The following is a 17,941-nucleotide window of genomic DNA, read 5'->3' on the forward strand; positions in this document are numbered from 1 at the left end:
CTAAAATAAAATCAAAACCTAAATATTATAAAATAGCAATTTTTGGATTGTTAAAATTTATTAATTAGGTTATTGTTTTAAAAATAAAAATTGGAGAAAAAGATGAGTTATATAACAAGTGCGAATTTAAAAGAAGCAGATAATGAAGTATTTTCAATAATTGAAAAAGAATTAGAAAGACAAACAAACCATTTAGAAATGATTGCTAGTGAAAACTTCACTAGTCCTGCTGTTATGCAAGCTATGGGTTCTGTTTTTACTAACAAATATGCTGAGGGTTATCCTTACAAAAGATATTATGGTGGTTGTGAGCAAGCTGATGCTGTTGAGCAATTAGCTATTGACAGAGCTTGTAAAATCTTTGGTTGTACTTATGCTAATGTTCAACCTCATTCAGGTTCTCAAGCTAATGGTGCTGTTTATGCTGCGTTATTAAGTGCTGGTGATAAAATCTTAGGTATGGATTTATCTCATGGTGGACATTTAACTCATGGTTCTAAACCATCATTTTCTGGTAAAAACTATTCTGCATTTTATTATGGTGTTGAATTAGATGGAAGAATCAATTATGATAAAGTTTTAGAAATTGCAAAAATAGCTCAACCAAAAATCATTGTTTGTGGAGCAAGTGCTTATGCTAGAGAGATTGATTTTTCTAAATTTAGAGAAATAGCTGATGCTGTTGGTGCTATTTTATTTGCTGATATTGCTCACATTGCAGGACTTGTTGCTGCTGGTGAACACATGTCACCATTTCCATATGCTGATGTTGTTACAACTACTACTCACAAGACTTTAAGAGGTCCAAGAGGTGGTATGATTATGACAAATGATGAAGAGATTGCTAAGAAAATCAATTCAGCTATTTTCCCAGGATTACAAGGTGGACCACTTGTTCATGTAATTGCTGCAAAAGCTGTTGCATTTAAAGAGATATTAGCTCCAGAATGGAAAGATTATGCAAAACAAGTAAAAGCAAATGCAAAAGTATTAGCAGAAGTATTAATGAAAAGAGGATATGACATCGTTTCAAATGGAACAGATAATCACTTAGTATTAGTAAGCTTTTTAAATAAACCATTTTCAGGAAAAGATGCAGATGCAGCTTTAGGAAATGCTGGAATTACTGTAAATAAAAACACAGTACCAGGAGAAACAAGAAGTCCATTTGTAACATCAGGGATTAGAATAGGATCTCCAGCATTAACAGCTAGAGGGATGAAAGAAAAAGAGTTTGAGATTATTGCAAACAAAATTTGTGATGTATTAGATAACATTGAAGATTCAGCATTACATGCTAAAATCAACAAAGAATTAGAAGAATTAGCTTCTAATTTTGTGATTTACAATCAATCGACTTTTTAGGGTTTTATAATTTGGAGTATTAATGCCTACTTTAGATACTACTTATAAACAAATAGAAAAAGCCATAAAATATATAGATGAAAACTTCAAACAACACCCTAGTGTTGAAGAAGTTGCCAAAAATATAGGTATGAGCAAATTTCATTTTATAAGAGTATTCAAAGAGTATGTGGGTGTTACTCCAAAACAATTTTTACATTGTGTAACGCTAAATTATGCAAAAGAGCATATAAAAGAGTCCAAATCCATACTAGATAGTAGTTTGGATATTGGACTATCTAGTACAAGTAGACTTCATGAACTTTTTGTAAACTTGATTGGAGTTACTCCAAAAGAATGGAAAGAAAAAGGGAAAGACGTACAAATCACTTATGGTTTTGGAGAAACTCCTTTTGGTGAAGCTTTGATTGGATTTACTGATAAAGGGATTTGCTATTTAGGTTTTATTGATGAAAATAAAACTGAAATTTTTAATCGTTTCAATGAACTTTGGGAAAATGCAAATTTAGTTCACGATGAAACTGCTGCAAATGAATACTTAGAAAATATCTTCATAAAAAATAAAAAATATAACCTTTTTGTAAAAGGAACAAACCTTCAAATAAATGTTTGGAAAGCCCTACTAAATCTACCAAATGGAATAGTTGCAACATATCAAGATATTGCAAACTATCTAGATAAACCAAAAGCGGTAAGAGCAATTGCAAGTGCTATTGGGAGAAATCATATTGGTTATTTAATTCCTTGTCATAGAGTTATTGCTAAAAGCGGAGCTATGAGTGGATATAGATGGGGAATTGAACGAAAAAAAATTTTAATTGCTTATGAATCTGTAAAAGAAAATAGTTAAGACATGAATAAAGTTTTTAGTATTTATCAAAAACTTTATGATACTTATGGTCCCCAAGGTTGGTGGCCTTTTATAAATTATAAAGGAAAAAATGATTTAAAAGAGGGAAATAACGATGGTTATCATATTTTAGATTATAGTTTTCCAAGAGATGAAGATGAGATATTTGAAGTTTGTTTAGGTTCGATTTTAACACAAAATACAACATTTACTTCTGTTGTAAAATCACTAAATAATTTAAACAATATTAACTCTTTAAACTATAAAAAAATCAAAGAATTACCTCTTGAAGAGTTAAGATTACTTATCAAACCATCTGGGTATCATAACCAAAAATCAAATTATATTTTAGAATTTATCAATTTTTTTGAATCCCTAAAAGGTAAAATTCCAACACGAGAAGAACTTTTAGCTATAAAAGGAATTGGTCCTGAAACTGCTGATTCTATACTTTTATATGCATATAACCAAGCTCAATTCAAAGTAGATGCTTATACTAAACGTCTATTGGTTCATAATAAACTTCTTCCTGAGAATGTGAAATACCATGATATAAAATATTTTATGGAAAGTGAACTAAAAAAAGAAATCTTTGATGAAAAAGAATTAGTGATTGTTTATCAAGAATATCATGCTTTAATAGTAAATCATTCAAAACTTTTTTATTCAAAACAACCATTTGGAAATGGCTGTTTTTTGAATACTATTTTATAAATAATAACTACTTATAATATCTACCTACACATTCTAAAATATCTATTTTTATAACAGCTGTTCCATTTATCATTTTAGAAGGTAACTCTTTATCTACTAAGTGAGGTGTGAATTTTGCAACAATAGAAGATAAAGCCATCTTTTTTTCATCAAAATCACTGACTAAAGAGGCTTTTCCTTCTACAATAATACTATTAAATTCTGTATTTACATCACAAGGATTTTCAACACCTTCATAAAGAAGAGAAAGCATTTCATCTACTTCAAAACATACATTTGAATTGAATTTAATATTATCTATTTTTTTTCCTTTTGGTAATCCATGCATATATATTTTATTATCAACATAAACAAAATGCATAGGCAAAACATAGGGAAAACCGTTAGAAGAAAAGGTACCTAATCTTCCAACTTCTGCTCTTTTAAATAAATCATCTATTTGTTCTTTTGTCAAAAGATGTGTTTTTGTTCTATGTCTCATAATAATCTTCTTTTAAATATAAATAGGAAATTGTTTAGATAAGAACTCTAAATCTTTTTTTATTTGTAGGTGTTTTTCTTTATTTTCTATATCATCTAAAACATCACAAATTTTATTTGCTATAAATTCAAACTCTTTTTCTTTCATACCTCTTGTTGTAAGAGCTGGACTTCCTATTCTAATACCTGAAGTTATAAAAGGGCTTCTTTTTTCATTTGGTACGCTATTTTTATTTATTGAAATTCCTGCATCATGTAAAGCAAACTGAGCATCTTTTCCACTAAAATCTTTATTTAGTAAAGAGACTAAAACTAGATGATTATCTGTTCCATTTGAGATTAACTCATATCCTCTTTTTATCAATACATCAGCAATTATTTTTGCATTTGCTTTTACTTGTTTCGCATACTCTTTCCACTCTTTTGATAAGTTATATTTAAATCCAACTGCTTTTGCTGCAATAGTATTCATCAAAGGTCCACCTTGAGTTCCTGGGAAAATTGCACTATTGATTTTTGACATTAACTCTTCATCATTACTTAAAATAACTCCACCTCTAGGTCCTGCTAAAGTTTTATGAGTTGTAGTTGTAACCACATGAGCATAAGGAAATGGATTCATATGTTCACCAGCCACAATAAGTCCAGCTATATGAGCCACATCAGCTAAAAAATAAGCCCCAACGATATCTGCAATTTCTCTAAATCTTCTAAAATCTATCTCTCTAGCATACGCAGAAGCTCCACAAACTATCATTTTTGGTTTGATTACTTTTGCAATTTCTAAAACTTTTTCATAATCAATATATCCATTTTCATCTAAACCATAAAAGAAACTTTGATAGTTTTTCCCTGAAAAATTCACTTTTGAACCATGAGTTAAATGTCCACCATGAGATAAGTCCATTCCTAAAATAGTATCACCATGATTTAACAATGCCATATAAACAGCTGCATTTGCTTGGCTTCCTGAATGTGGTTGAACATTTGCATATTTACATGAAAACAACTCACAAACTCGACTTATAGCTAATTCTTCAACTCTATCGACATATTCACAACCACTATAATATCTCTTATTTGGATAACCTTCTGCATATTTATTTGTAAAAACCGTACCTAATGTTTCCATAACAGCTGGTATTGTAAAATTTTCACTAGCAATCATCTCTAAATATTCATTTTGTCTATTTAGCTCTTGTGTGGCTAAATTGTAAATTTCGTTATCAAAATCTTTTAAACTATTCATTTTCTTTTTTCCTCTTTTAAAATTTCTATTAATGAACTCTCAAATCTTTCAAAACCTTGCTTTATCTCCTTTTTTGAAATATTTAAAGCAGGTAAAAATCTAATTATATTTTTTCCTGATTTTAAAACTAAAACACCTTTTTTTAGTGATTTTTTTACTATTTCATCAAGTTTATTTTCATCATTTAAAACAAGCCCTTGCATAAATCCCCAACCATTTTTTTGTAAAAATAAAGATGGATATTTATCTACAAAATAGTGTAAATAGTTATTGAAATATTTTATATTTACACCCAATTTCCCACTATTTAAATACTCTTCTAAAATATTTAAAACTTTAGTGCAAACTGTTGTTGACATATGATTTCCACCAAAAGTAGAACCATGGTCACCAGCTTTAAAAATATTTTTTAAACTACTCATCATTACACCTATTGGAATACCCGTTGCTAAGCCTTTTGCTAAAGTTATTATGTCAGGTTTGATTCCAAAATATTGGGAAATCAAAAAGTTACCACTTCTATAAACTCCTGTTTGAACCTCATCAATTATCAAAAGCAATTTTTTACTTTTTAAGATTGTTTCTAACTCTTTTATTTTGTGAAAATCTTGCATAAAGATTCCACCCTCACCTTGAATTAACTCAAGCATCACAGCAACTGTACTTTCATCTATTAGTGTTATTGCTTCATTTATATCTTTTGCATAAACAAACCCATCTGGATATGGACCAAAAAATTTATGTTTATCTTCTTGGGCTGTTGCTTTTAAAGTAGCAATTGTTCGCCCATGAAAAGAGTTTTTTATAGTAATAATTTTATATTTTGGTTTAGCAAATTCTGTATTTCCATATTTTCTAGCTAGTTTAATAGCACTTTCATTTGCTTCTGCTCCACTATTACAAAAAAAACATTGCATATCAAGATTGCTTAATTCAACTATTTTTTTTGCACATTTTTCTTGTGATTTTATTCTATAAATATTTGAAGTATGTAAAATATTTTTTGCTTGTTCTTTTATAGTTTTTACAACTTCTTTATTTGCATATCCTAAACTATTTACACCAATTCCTGATGTAAAATCTACATAATCTTTTCCTTTTTCATCATATAAAATAGATTTCTTTCCTTTTACAAAACTTACATCTAATCTTTTGTATAAGGGTAATAAATATTCATCTTCTTTCATTTTTATTCCTTATGTGTGATAATGAGAAAATTGTTCATCTTTATCTTTTAATTTATATCTTTTTTCAAGTGATGTTAAAAATGCTTTTCCCAAGTCCTCACAATTTAAAGCTTCTTGGGTTAAATTTTCATCTAACATTGGATTTACAATCAATTGATTCAATTTTTCAATTGTTAAATTTGGATTTTTCCTTGTTTGTAAAATAACCTCATCATCTTTACAAATAAACCCCTCTTCTAAAACTTTCGCATACCAGCCTGTAAGACCACTATCAAAGATAAACTTTGTCATAATTTTTTTATTTGTATTTGCACTCAATTTCCAACAAGGTTGCCTTGGTTGTGTTATTTGAACTAAACTTTCTCCAATTTGCAGTACATCTCCAACACAAATATCTTTTTCACAAATATCAGATAAGATAAGATTTTCTCCAAAATAAGCCATATCTCTCATATCAAAACTATCACTAAAAAAAGAGTTTATTTTTTCATATGTAAGTTCTGAAAACAAAAATAGTGCTTTATTTTCTCCTCCATGATGAAGTAAATCAGCTTGAAAATCATCTTTAAAACCTGTTTTTGTAAGATATGATTTTTCTATTGGATATTTTTTTATGCCTGAAACTAACTCTTGACGTTTACTATTTTCAAGTTTTGTAGTAGTTACAATTCCAACTTTTACATATAAAACATTTGCAATTTTTTTACTCAATGAAAATACTCCAATTTTTTTGATAATTGTATCAGTTAGAAAAAAACAGTATGTGACTTTTATCACATTTTTTTATTTTTGTTATGGAAAGGATTATTTAGGGAAAAGAGGTCTAATAATTTAAATGAACTCTAAATCATTTTCTTGAAATTTTATAAAAGTTTCCAAAAATTCTTCATTTAAAATTATTATTTCATTTTTATTTTTTTTGATAGCTTTATATTCTATAAAAAAACTAATAGCTCTTGAAACAGATTCACGTGTAGTATTTAAAAGGCTAGACATTTCAGTTATAGAAATATATTGTAAATAAGTTTTATGTTCTAATAAAAACATTGCACATTTTACTTTTGTGTTTACAGAAGTGATTGTACTAATAGTTCTTTGTAAAAATCTTACTTTACTTATCATTGCTCTTTGAAAGATTTTATTTAATTCATCTTTTGAAAAATTTGAATTATTCAACGAAGTTCTACTTATAACTACTGCTTTTCCACTTGTCACAAACTTTGCACTCAAAGCGTAGTTTTTTTCTTCTAAAAACGAGATTTCTCCTATAAACATTTTTGGAAAAAAATAGTGAAATATTTTTTCTCTTTTATTTTCAAATATTCCACCTTTTACAAATCCAGAAAGAATAATATAAAAGTTATTTGCTTTTTCATTTTCATAAAATAAAATAGCATCTTCATCATAATTTTTTATTTGTCCAATTCTTTTAAAAAGTTCTATCTCTTCATTTGTTAATTCAAAAAACATCTAAATCTCAATACTGTAAGAACAAGAAAATTCTTCATCTTTTTTTAAACTATTTATTCCTCTTTTTTCTTCTATTTTTTGATTTGAATTTTTATCATCTGCAACTCCAAACCAAGGTTCTATACATAAAAAAGGTGCACCACTAGGTTTTGACCAAATACCTAGATATGGAAAATTATCAAAGTTTACTTTTACAAACTTATCGCTTTTACTGCTTTTAAAAACTACTTGTTTTATATTAAAATCATTAAAAATTAAAGCATCATCTTTAAATAGTTCTTCATTTAAAAATAGTTTTTTATCTTCAAATTCTAAATCTTTATTTTTATAAACTAAACCCAAATTATTTAAAAAATATCTTTTTGCATTTGTTACTTCAAACTCTAAAAAATAATCCTCTTTTTTTAGATTTTTTTCTAAAGCCCAATTAAATGCTGGATGTGCTCCAATTGAGAAAAACATAGTTTCATTACTTTTATTTACAACTTTATAAGAAATTATTAGCTTTGATTTTTCTAGTTTATAACTAATAATTAATTCAAACAAAAATGGATAAATTTCTAAACTCTTTTCATCATTACAAAGTTTAAACTCTATAAAATTTTCTTCATTTTTTACAACTTCAAACTTTTTATCTCTGGCAATTCCATGTTGTGACATAGAATATTTTTTATCTTTATAAATATAACTATCCTCTTTTAATCTTCCAACTATTGGAAAAAGTATAGGAGAGTGTCTTGCCCAATATTTGTCATCTGCTTGCCAAATATATTCGCAATCATTTCCAAGTTTTTGCAAACTATTTAGCTCTGCTCCAAATGAGTTGATTTTTGCTTTTAAAAACTCACTTTTTATTTCGTAATTCATTATATAATACCTTTGATTTTCAAAGCTTCTAAAGTGATAGCTTTTCTTTTTGCTAAATCTTCTTTTGTTTTTGTATCAATATTTAAAGCAAAAAACCAAACATCATCTTTTGTTTCAATATAACCAACATACCAACCATATCTACCTTCCCAACCAGTTTTTGCTCTAATAGTATAGTTTTCATTTTTTTCATCAATCATAATTTCTTTTAGAGTATTTATATCTTCTTGTTTAAATGGCAAATTATTTGAATACAATCTTTTCAAAAAACTTAATTGTCCAAAAATTGTTATTCTCAAACTTTCATCTAACCAAAAAGTTGTTACATCATCACCTATTTTTTTATTTCCATAATTTAATTTTTTTAAATATTTTTTATATTTTTCAATTCCAATTTGAGAAGCAAACTCTTGATAACACCAAACACAAGAGCTTTTAAATGCAGTTTGTAAAGTCTGGTCTTTGTTCCAAGATTCATATTCTCTTAGTTTTTTGTCCCATAAAATCATAGAATCTTTTGTTATGATACCTTCATTTAAAGCTATCAAACTATTTGGAATTTTAAAAGTAGAAGCAGGACTAAGTAATTTTTCGGCTCTTTTATCATTGTAAATATAATTTTTCTTTTTATTCATAGATTCAATAACTATCGTTCCCTCAACTTGTTTGTTTTTAAATATATTTTCAAGTTCCAAATCTTTGGCAAATAAAAAGGAATTTGATAATAAAAATATTGTAAAAAGTAGTTTGATTTTTTTGTGCATTTGTAGTTCCTAAATTTTAAGTAAGGTATTTTATAAAATACTACCTTACTTAAATATTTTTTGAACTATTAGCTTTGTTACTTCTATTTCCAATAGGTTCTGCTTTGATATTTGGATTTACTTTAAATCCATTTATTTCTATCTTTTTAATCTTTTGCTTGATTAATCTTTCAATACCAAACAAATAATCATGTTCATCTACACAAACTAAAGATATAGCCTCACCTGAATTCCCAGCCCTTCCTGTTCTTCCAATTCTGTGAACATAATCTTCTGCAACATTTGGTAATTCGAAGTTTATAACATAAGGAAGATTATCTATATCAATTCCCCTTGCAGCAATATCAGTTGCAACTAAAACTTTTACGTTTCCTAGCTTGAAATCATCTAAAGCTTTTGTTCTTGCACCTTGAGATTTGTTTCCATGAATTGCAGATGAAGAGATACCATTTTTTACAAGTGCTTCACTTAGTTTATTTGCTCCATGTTTTGTTCTTGTAAAAACTAAAACTTGTTGCCAATTGTTTTTATTTATTAAATGCAATAAAAGCTCTTTTTTTCTATCTCTATCCACATGATGAACAGTTTGCTCAACCTTGTATGAAGTGCTATTTGCCTTTGCTGCTTCTATTAAAATAGGAGAATTTAGTAAACCATCTGCTAATTTTTTAATATCAGGCGAAAATGTTGCTGAAAAAAGTAAATTTTGTCTTTGTTTTGGAACTAATTTTAAAATCTTTTTAATATCATTTATAAATCCCATATCAAGCATTCTATCTGCTTCATCTAAAATTAGAAATTCAATTTTTGATAAATTCAAACTATCTTGAGAAATCAAATCAAGTAATCTTCCAGGAGTTGCTATCACAATATCCACACCTTTTCGTAGAAGTGCTTTTTGTGGATTTATACCAACTCCTCCAAAAATAACTGCCGTTTTAAAAGGAAGATGTTTTCCATAAGTTTCTACACTTTGTGCAACTTGAGCTGCAAGTTCTCTTGTGGGAATTAAAATCAAAGCTCTTATATGAGATTTTTTATCCTTTGAATGACTCTTTTTTAATCTTTGTAAAAGTGGAAGTGTAAAACCAGCTGTTTTTCCAGTACCCGTTTGAGCAGCTGCTAAAACATCTTTTTTTGATAAAATCACTGGAATTGATTTTGACTGAATTGGCGTTGGCGTTGTGTATCCCTCTTCTTTAATTGCACGAAGAAGTTCTGAACACAAACCTAATTTTGAAAATGACATAAATACCTTGTCTTTATAAACCTACAAAAGTTATAAACTAAAGTTACGGTCTAGGTTGAATAATTTGAGTTTAATTGAGTTGCAAATTGAATACAAAAACGAAGTCAGGCATAGACCGATGTATGCTGAAATTGTTGGATTATAGCGTAAATTTATTTATATTGATTTCTTTTTGTAATCAATATTTATATCCTATTCTTGAAATATATTTTTTTTAGCTATACTATAAACTATCTAATCAAAAACTTACAAAGAAAGAACAAAAATCAAATGAATTTATTATCAAAAAACTCTCCTGTAGAACAATCTATCTCAAAAATGAAAGCTGTATTAAAAGATGTTGGTTGTGAAGCTACTTTTTCACAAGAAAAACATCCTTTAAAAAACTGTTTTTCAGTAAATTTAGCTTCAATCGAAGCTCCAAATCACATCTATTCAAATGGAAAAGGTGTTATTTCTGATGCTTCAATTGCTAGTGCTTATGGTGAATACATCGAAAGATTACAAACAAACAACTTTTTTATAGATTTTTATTTACCAAATAGAAAATATTATCCAGACGAGCTTGCCTTTGATTTTGGTGGGGATTATTTAAATCCTGAATTAAAAAAAATATATAGTGCAAATGGAGAACTTGAAGATAAAGATTTAGTTGATTTCAACAGCGATTATATGGATAAAATTGTTGCTCTTCCATTTATAAAACAATCAACAAATGAAAAAACATATATTCCAATAAATATTTTAAGTAACCTATTTGTAAGCAACGGACTTGCAACTGGAAACACAGCAAATGAAGCAAAAGTTCAAGCTTTAAGTGAAATATTTGAAAGATATGTAAAAATCAAAATAATCAAAGAAGGATTATCTCTTCCAAAATTTCCCAACGATGTTATAAAATCTTTTCCAAAAGTATATGAAGATATTCAAGCATTAAGAGAATTAGGTTATAAAGTAGAAGTTTTTGATGCTTCTTTAGGTGGAGTTTTTCCTGTTACTGCTATTTCATTTATCAATCCAAAAAATTCAACCTTATTTGTCTCTTTTGGAAGTCATCCTATTTTAGAAGTAAGTCTTGAGAGAACTATGACTGAACTTATGCAAGGAAGAGATTTAAACAATCTTAATAGCTTTGAAATCCCTACTTTTGATATGGAACTTGTAAGTGATTATTTCAACATAGAAGCTCACTTTATTGATTCAAATGGAAAAATGGGTTTTTCATTTTTAAGCTCTAAAAAAAGTTTTGAATACTCTGCTTGGAAATATACTGGAAATGGAAGTGAAGATGAATATGCATTTTTACTTGATATTTTAAAATCTGTAAACAAAGAGATGTACTTAAGAGAATATACATATTTAGATTTTTACTCTTGTCAAATGATAATTCCAAACTTTTCAGAAGTTTATCCCCTTGATGATATGGTTTATAACAACAAAAACAATGGAAAACTAATCCGAGATATGGTTTTAAACTTTGAAAAATATGATGAAAATGAGATTTTAGATGCTATTGATAGTTTAGATAATTCTTTAAATATGCAACTTTATATTGGTGTTATTTTTGAAGAAAATTTTACTATGGGTGATTTTAAAGCTCAACTTTTATTACTTTTAGGTGAAATTGATGATGTTATAGAACTTTTAGAATTTGGAAATAACAAGTTAGGTCATTTAGTAGCTCAACTTCTTAGAATGCAAAATGATGAACTTGATTGGGAAGAATATGAAAGTGCTTTAAATGATATTTATGGAGAAGAAAAAATCAAAAAAGCTATAAATATAATAGAAGGAAATGAGTTTTTAATAAATAGAACTTTACATAAAGACTATTATAATATGTTAAGTATGTTTGATAAATTAGAAGTAAAAAAGAGAGCTTTTTATAAAAATTAATTAGATATAATCCAATAAAATTTCGCAAAAAAGGTAATAAATGCAATATATAGAAGTATCAAATAAAAGTGTTCAAGAAGTTGTTGAAAAGATAAAAGAAGTTTGTCCTAAACACAAATTTGGTGTTCAACATATCCACAATGTAAAAGAGAATTTAAAAACAAAAGGAATTGATTTTAAAAATGAGTGTCAAATAGTTGATATTTGTAATCCATTTATTGCTGAACAATTTTTGAGTATTGATATGTCACTTTCTATTATCATGCCTTGTAAAATCTCTGTTTATTCAGAAAATGGACAAACAAATATCGCTATGAATTCTTTGGTTCAATTAGTTGATGATATAAACCCTGATATGATTGAAACTGCTCAAAAAGTTCAAGAACAAATCTTACAAATTATTGATGAAGTAAAATAGTTTTATGGAATATTTATACAAAATATTTGAAATAGGAATTATTCTATTTTTTATTTATATGCTCATAAAAATTTTTAGATGTAAATTTGGAAAGTGTGATTTAAAAAAGTAAAAACAAAATGTTTTTACTTTTTTACGTTTGTAAAAATTATCTCTACCAAAGTTTGAGGTGTTGACATACTAGCTTGCACACAAGCTCTTGCTGGTGGATTTTCTTTAGAAACCCAATTGTCCCAGATTTCATTGAAGTCTGCAAAATCTCTATCTATATCTTTTAGATAAATCTCTGCTCTTAAAATATTTTCTTTATCAGTATTAGCCTCTTCAAAAAGCTCTTTTGCAATATTTAATACATCTATTGTTTGCCCTTTAACATCAAGTGTTTTATCATTTGGAACTATTCCTGCAAAATAAATAACACCATTATGCTCAACTATTTTACTCATTCTACTTCCAACAATTTTTCTTGTTATCATGATGACTCCTTTAATATTTGGGTGTTTTTTAGTATAGCATTTTAAAATAAAAAACCATTTATTAATTTTATAAATACTAAAATCCATTTCAAATTATCAAATAAGGCTTTTTATGTATACTCCAATTTCATGTGAATTTTTTGACCAATTAAATGTAGCAATGCAAAGAAAAATTCCTTCAACAGTTGTTTATTTAGAAAATAATGAAAAAAAGACTTTAAAAGGTTTAATTCAAACTATGAGTGTAATAGATGGAATTGAATATGTAATTTTAAATAAAAACGACCAAATTAGACTTGATACTGTTTTAACTTTTAATGGAAGAAGATACAAAGAAGAGTAAAAGAGAAAACTCTTTTACTCTTTTACTCTTAAAAAGAGTTTTTACCATTGAACTCTTTTGCATCAGCTTGAGATATTATAGTATTTGAAATCTCTAGTGTTTCTTGAGCTATTTCATTTGCTTGAGAAGCATTTTGAGCGTTTATTTGAGTTATTTTATCAAGATTATTTACAGCATCATTGATTTGAACTATTCCACTTGATTGCTCTTTACTAGCTGTTGTAACATTATCTATTAACTCTAAAGTTATTGATATGTTTTTATTCAATTCTCCATATCCTTCTATCATATTAGAAGCTATATCTTTTCCTTCTTTAGTTTTCTTTTGAGCATTTTCAACTAAATCTTTTATCTGTTTAGCAGCTTCAGCACTTCTACTTGCTAATGTTCTAACCTCTTGTGCAACAACAGCAAATCCTTTTCCAGCTTCACCTGCGGTTGCTGCTTCTACTGCTGCGTTTAAACTTAAAATATTTGTTTGAAATGCAATTTGGTCAATTATTGTAATTGCTTCAGTTATTGCTGTCGTTTGAGCATTTATCTCTTCCATAGACAAGGCTGTTTTATTTGCTAATTCTTGTCCTAAAGTAATTGATTTTTTTACTTCATTTCCAAAACCAGCCATTTTTATTGTTGTTTGAGTGTTGTTTGTGATATTTGAAGTTATCTCTTCAAGTGATGCTGCTGTCTCTTCAAGTGATGTTGCCTGAGAATTCGCTGCTTGAGCAATGCCTTCCATATTTTTTGTTAATATTTGAGCATTAGAACTTAATGTTACTCCAATTCTTTTATTTTCCATCAAAGTTTGAGTAATAACATCACCTAAAATATTTACATCTTTTTCAAGTTCTTTTATTAAACCTTCAAGGTCATTATCAGCTAATTTTGGTCTAAAATCTAGTTTTGAATAAGAAGTTAAAACTTTTAAAATATTTGAAATATTACTATTTAATGTTCCTAACATTTCATTTATAATATCTTTTAGTTCATTTAATGATGGATTATTAGAACCTAATTTTATTTTTGAATCTAAATATCCTTTATTTATTTGATTAGCAACTCTTATCGTATCAGCTATTAAAGCTCTATCTTTTTGGATATTTGCTTTTGTTTCTTCAATATTTTTATTGATAATTCTTGACATCATTCCTAATTCATCATTAGAATTAATCTTAATTAACTCAATATCATCTTTTTCAAAATTGATAAAAGCAAAAAAGTTTTCAACTCCTCTTTTAACAGAATCAACATCAATTAATATTGTAAAAGCAATAGTTCTTGCTAAAATCATAGTCAAAGCAATTCCTAAAGCACTTAAAAGACCAAAAATAATCATATTTCTATTTGCTTCTGCCATTTCTTGATTAATAGTAATAATTAAATTATCTGAAATATAATCTTCAATTTTCTTTAGAATATTTATTTTATCGGTCATTTGTTTGAACCAATAATTAGCATCTACTCCAAAATTTGATTCTATATTACTATATAAAAGAGTTTTTCTCATTTTTTGAATCTCTTCTATAGCTTCACCTTGAAAATTTGTTTTGTAAAATTCAACCAATTCTAAAGGTGCTACTTTCAAAAATGAATCCATATAAGCATTTTGTTCAGCAACTAAAGTATAAAGTCTAGCTTTCATTCCCTCACCAAAACTATTTTTCGCAAAGGTATTAGTTCCAACTGCTCTTTCTATTCCAGCTCTTTCTTTTGATAATAAAAAGTTCATATAAGATACAAGTTCTTGAGATACTTTAGAACTATTTGATAATTTTGTTATTGTTCCAATTGTATTTAAAAGAGAAGTATTAGTATCAGTGTAGTATCCAATAGCAATACTTGCATTGATAGATAGTGCATCAACACCGTTTCTTGTAGTATTTAAATCTTGAAGTTTTTTCAAACTATTATTTAAATTCTCCAAAAATTCTGAACTATATTCATCTTTATTAAATGTATTTAAAAAATTATTTAATTCATTTAATTTATCATTAACTGCTAATCTTTGAGTTGGAAGTTCTGTTTTAAATTTATTTCCATTACTTCCTAAAAATCCAGCGGTCATACCTCTTTCTTTTTGTGTTTCATGAACTAAATCACCTATTTTAACTGATAATATAACAACATTATCCAAGGCTCTTAGATTTTTAGATGTACTAAAAGAATCTACTGCTAATTTTGCTGCTAATAAGATAACTACTGTTAAAGGAATTAGCATTATCAAAATCAATTTTTGTTTGATTGATAATTTTGAAAGCATGAACTTCTCCTTATTATTAAAGATTTTTAATATTATAACCAATTAATTTCGGATTAGTAATGTATAGAATCAAGATTTGTAGGAATATATTTTTAAAAATAATAATTTATATATTAGTTTTTATTATTACTTAATATCAGTTTTGTTTGTTCAATATTTAATCCAGCTTTAGAACTTGCGTCCTCTAAACTTTCATTGTTTTCTAAAAGTCTTAATAAAACTTCGATTTTTTTGTTTGTTTTTATATGTGTAATTGACATATTGTTTTCCTTTTTTCTTCATTTAATGAAGTGTAGTTAAAAAGATAAAAGTGAGCTTGTTGTCTAAATGAGTAATATCAAAAGTGTGAGAATTAATAAAAGGCATAATAACAGATGAAACTCGATTCATCTTAATTGACAAACAGTATAACGCAATAAAATATTAAAAGCAAGAGCTTTATATATTTTTTGTATAATCTTCTCTTAAATTTAAAAAATAAAGAAAAAATATATGAAAATAGATAAAGATTTTATAGAATTAATTTCTCATAAAAATAGTTTAAATAAAGAACAACTAAAAATCTTAGATTTAGATGAAACTTCAAATTGGGAAGAATTAGCATTAAACAAAGAAGTTTCAAGAAATGATGCTAATTTACTTATGCTTTTAAAAGGTGATTTAACTCAAAAAGCTCAAGAGCAAATAATCAAAAATTATCATATGGTTTTAAAATTTAATAACATAAAAGCAAAAGTTTATACACCTAAAAAAGAAGAGATAAAAATAGAAGAAAAAGATGATGATGAAGAACATATAAAAATTTATTGTGATGGTGCATGTTCAGGAAATCCTGGAAATGCAGGGAGTGGACTTGCTATTTATTCAAACAAAAAAAATCCTGTTTTATTATATGGAGCTTATGAAGAGGAAGGAACAAATAATATAGCTGAATTAAATGCTTTACATCAAGCTTTAATCATAGCTTCCCAAACTTCTAGTGAAAATATCATCTCTATATTTTCTGATTCAAAATATGCGATTGATTGTATTTCAACTTGGGCATACTCTTGGAAAAAAAACGGTTGGAGTAAAAAAGGTGGAGAGATAAAAAATCTAGAAATAATCCAAGAAGCTCATGAATTATATTTGAAATTAAAAGACAAAATAGAGATTATTCATGTAAAAGGTCATTCAGGAATTGAGGGAAATGAACTAGCTGATAGAATGGCTGTTTATACAATAAAGGCTAAAAATAAGGATTTTGCTTTCTATTCTTACAATAAGATAGAAGAAGTTTTGAGTATGAAATCTTATTAAAGATTGATTTGAGTGGCTTTTAGATATTATATTACTAATTATTTTTTAGAAAAAACAAGGAACAATGATGATTGAAAAAAAGGGTTCAATACTAACAGTTAGAGAAGATATCAAAGTTTTTGATTGTACGATTAGAGATGGTGGATTAGTAAATAATTACCATTTTAGTGATGCTTTTGTAAAAGCACATTATGAAACTTGTGTAGCTGCTGGGGTTGATTATATGGAAATCGGGAAAAATGTATCACCTACGATTATGAGTGTTGATGAGTATGGTCCTTGGAATTTCTGTAAAGAAGAAGATATAAGAAGAATTGTTGGTGAAAATAAAACTGATATGAAAATTGCTGTTATGGCTGATATTGGAAGAAGTTTAAAAGAAGAATTAATTCCAAAATCTGAAAGTGTTGTTGATATGATAAGAATAGCAACATACATTCACCAAATTCCAGCAGCTATTGAATTAATCGAAGATGCTCACGCAAAAGGTTACGAAACAACTGTAAATATTATGGCTATTTCAAAATCATTTGATGATGAATTAGATGAAGTTTTATCACAACTTTCAAAAACAAATGTTGATGTTATTTATATTGCTGATAGTTTTGGTTCATTTTACCCTGAACAAATCAAAAAATTAACAGAAAAATACCTAAAAGTTGCCCAAGAAAATGGTAAAAAAGTTGGAATTCACGCACATAATAATCTTCAATTAGCTTATGCAAATACTTTAGAAGCTATGATTTATGGAACAAGCTTTTTAGATGTTACTATTTCAGGATTAGGAAGAGGTGCTGGAAACTGTCCTCTTGAATTGCTAATTGGCTTTTTGAAAAATCCAAAATACAAACTTATGCCTGTATTGAAATTTATCGAAGAGTATATTGTTCCACTAGAAAAAGAGCTTGATTGGGGATATAGTATTCCATATATGCTAACAGGTCAACTAAATGAACATCCAAGAGCTGCTATGAAAGCAAGAGATGAAAAAGATACAAAATATAGAGAGTTTTATAAATCTTTAATGGTTGATTAAAAAGGGCTTTGCCCTTTT

19 protein-coding genes are annotated in these 17,941 nt (G+C 27.2%); 8 read left to right on the forward strand and 11 right to left on the reverse strand.

Annotation, left to right across the window (positions count from 1 at the left end; all coding sequences use genetic code 11):
• Positions 1-102: 102 nt before the first annotated feature.
• The 3 genes from AAQM_RS08415 to AAQM_RS08425 are packed head-to-tail and all read left to right on the forward strand — an operon-like array spanning position 103 to position 2,929.
• On the forward strand, positions 103-1,365 hold the full coding sequence (locus tag AAQM_RS08415; RefSeq protein ID WP_129096169.1) for a serine hydroxymethyltransferase: 1,263 nt from the start codon (positions 103-105) through the stop codon (positions 1,363-1,365).
• A 22-nt stretch (positions 1,366-1,387) separates the two neighbouring features.
• The gene (locus AAQM_RS08420; RefSeq protein WP_129095963.1) at positions 1,388-2,215 is read left to right on the forward strand and encodes a bifunctional helix-turn-helix domain-containing protein/methylated-DNA--[protein]-cysteine S-methyltransferase; all 828 of its coding nucleotides are present in this window, start codon (positions 1,388-1,390) and stop codon (positions 2,213-2,215) included.
• A 3-nt stretch (positions 2,216-2,218) separates the two neighbouring features.
• Positions 2,219-2,929, forward strand: coding sequence for an endonuclease III domain-containing protein (locus tag AAQM_RS08425; protein ID WP_129095962.1), 711 nt, complete (start codon positions 2,219-2,221; stop codon positions 2,927-2,929).
• Between the two features lie 7 nt (positions 2,930-2,936).
• On the opposite strand, the gene AAQM_RS08430 is transcribed toward AAQM_RS08425, so the two are convergent.
• From AAQM_RS08430 to AAQM_RS08465, 8 genes are all read right to left on the reverse strand, one after another.
• Complete coding sequence (locus AAQM_RS08430) at positions 2,937-3,410, reverse strand: pyridoxamine 5'-phosphate oxidase family protein (protein ID WP_014474664.1); 474 nt, start codon at positions 3,408-3,410, stop codon at positions 2,937-2,939.
• A 12-nt stretch (positions 3,411-3,422) separates the two neighbouring features.
• Entirely contained in the window at positions 3,423-4,658 is a 1,236-nt protein-coding gene (locus AAQM_RS08435) for a serine hydroxymethyltransferase (RefSeq protein WP_129095961.1), read from the reverse strand.
• Complete coding sequence (locus tag AAQM_RS08440) at positions 4,655-5,845, reverse strand: aminotransferase class III-fold pyridoxal phosphate-dependent enzyme (RefSeq protein WP_129095960.1); 1,191 nt, start codon at positions 5,843-5,845, stop codon at positions 4,655-4,657. The genes AAQM_RS08435 and AAQM_RS08440 overlap by 4 nt, the downstream gene beginning before the upstream one ends.
• Positions 5,846-5,854: 9 nt before the next feature.
• A complete protein-coding gene (locus tag AAQM_RS08445) occupies positions 5,855-6,556 on the reverse strand; it encodes an MOSC domain-containing protein (RefSeq protein WP_129095959.1) in 702 nt (233 codons plus the stop codon).
• Between the two features lie 120 nt (positions 6,557-6,676).
• Positions 6,677-7,315: a Crp/Fnr family transcriptional regulator gene (locus AAQM_RS08450; protein ID WP_129095958.1), complete on the reverse strand. Its 639-nt coding sequence runs from the start codon at positions 7,313-7,315 to the stop codon at positions 6,677-6,679.
• On the reverse strand, positions 7,316-8,182 hold the full coding sequence (locus AAQM_RS08455) for an aldose 1-epimerase family protein (protein ID WP_129095957.1): 867 nt from the start codon (positions 8,180-8,182) through the stop codon (positions 7,316-7,318).
• Complete coding sequence (gene blaOXA / locus AAQM_RS08460; protein ID WP_129095956.1) at positions 8,182-8,946, reverse strand: class D beta-lactamase; 765 nt, start codon at positions 8,944-8,946, stop codon at positions 8,182-8,184. Before blaOXA ends, AAQM_RS08455 begins: the two co-directional genes overlap by 1 nt.
• Before the next feature lie 49 nt (positions 8,947-8,995).
• Entirely contained in the window at positions 8,996-10,195 is a 1,200-nt protein-coding gene (locus AAQM_RS08465) for a DEAD/DEAH box helicase (RefSeq protein WP_129095955.1), read from the reverse strand.
• A gap of 270 nt (positions 10,196-10,465) precedes the next feature.
• On the opposite strand from AAQM_RS08465, the gene AAQM_RS08470 reads away from it, so the two are divergent.
• Together AAQM_RS08470 and AAQM_RS08475 are read left to right on the forward strand one after the other, a co-directional pair.
• Positions 10,466-12,091, forward strand: coding sequence for a YcaO-like family protein (locus AAQM_RS08470; protein WP_129095954.1), 1,626 nt, complete (start codon positions 10,466-10,468; stop codon positions 12,089-12,091).
• Between the two features lie 40 nt (positions 12,092-12,131).
• Complete coding sequence (locus tag AAQM_RS08475) at positions 12,132-12,509, forward strand: DUF302 domain-containing protein (RefSeq protein WP_129095953.1); 378 nt, start codon at positions 12,132-12,134, stop codon at positions 12,507-12,509.
• 125 nt (positions 12,510-12,634) lie between these two features.
• Here the strand turns inward: AAQM_RS08475 and AAQM_RS08480 are convergent, their stop codons facing one another.
• Complete coding sequence (locus AAQM_RS08480) at positions 12,635-12,985, reverse strand: RidA family protein (protein WP_129095952.1); 351 nt, start codon at positions 12,983-12,985, stop codon at positions 12,635-12,637.
• A gap of 112 nt (positions 12,986-13,097) precedes the next feature.
• On the opposite strand from AAQM_RS08480, the gene AAQM_RS08485 reads away from it, so the two are divergent.
• A complete protein-coding gene (locus tag AAQM_RS08485; protein ID WP_129095951.1) occupies positions 13,098-13,328 on the forward strand; it encodes a transcriptional antiterminator Rof in 231 nt (76 codons plus the stop codon).
• A gap of 28 nt (positions 13,329-13,356) precedes the next feature.
• Here the strand turns inward: AAQM_RS08485 and AAQM_RS08490 are convergent, their stop codons facing one another.
• The gene (locus tag AAQM_RS08490) at positions 13,357-15,588 is read right to left on the reverse strand and encodes a methyl-accepting chemotaxis protein (protein ID WP_129095950.1); all 2,232 of its coding nucleotides are present in this window, start codon (positions 15,586-15,588) and stop codon (positions 13,357-13,359) included.
• Positions 15,589-15,701: 113 nt separating this feature from the next.
• Positions 15,702-15,848, reverse strand: coding sequence for a hypothetical protein (locus AAQM_RS08495; protein WP_164967072.1), 147 nt, complete (start codon positions 15,846-15,848; stop codon positions 15,702-15,704).
• Positions 15,849-16,080: 232 nt separating this feature from the next.
• On the opposite strand from AAQM_RS08495, the gene AAQM_RS08500 reads away from it, so the two are divergent.
• The gene (locus tag AAQM_RS08500) at positions 16,081-16,887 is read left to right on the forward strand and encodes a ribonuclease HI (RefSeq protein ID WP_129095949.1); all 807 of its coding nucleotides are present in this window, start codon (positions 16,081-16,083) and stop codon (positions 16,885-16,887) included.
• A gap of 67 nt (positions 16,888-16,954) precedes the next feature.
• A complete protein-coding gene (locus AAQM_RS08505) occupies positions 16,955-17,923 on the forward strand; it encodes an aldolase catalytic domain-containing protein (protein WP_129095948.1) in 969 nt (322 codons plus the stop codon).
• Positions 17,924-17,941 lie beyond the last annotated feature (18 nt).

This window comes from Arcobacter aquimarinus (assembly GCF_013177635.1).
GTDB classification, from domain to species: Bacteria; Campylobacterota; Campylobacteria; order Campylobacterales; family Arcobacteraceae; genus Aliarcobacter; species Aliarcobacter aquimarinus.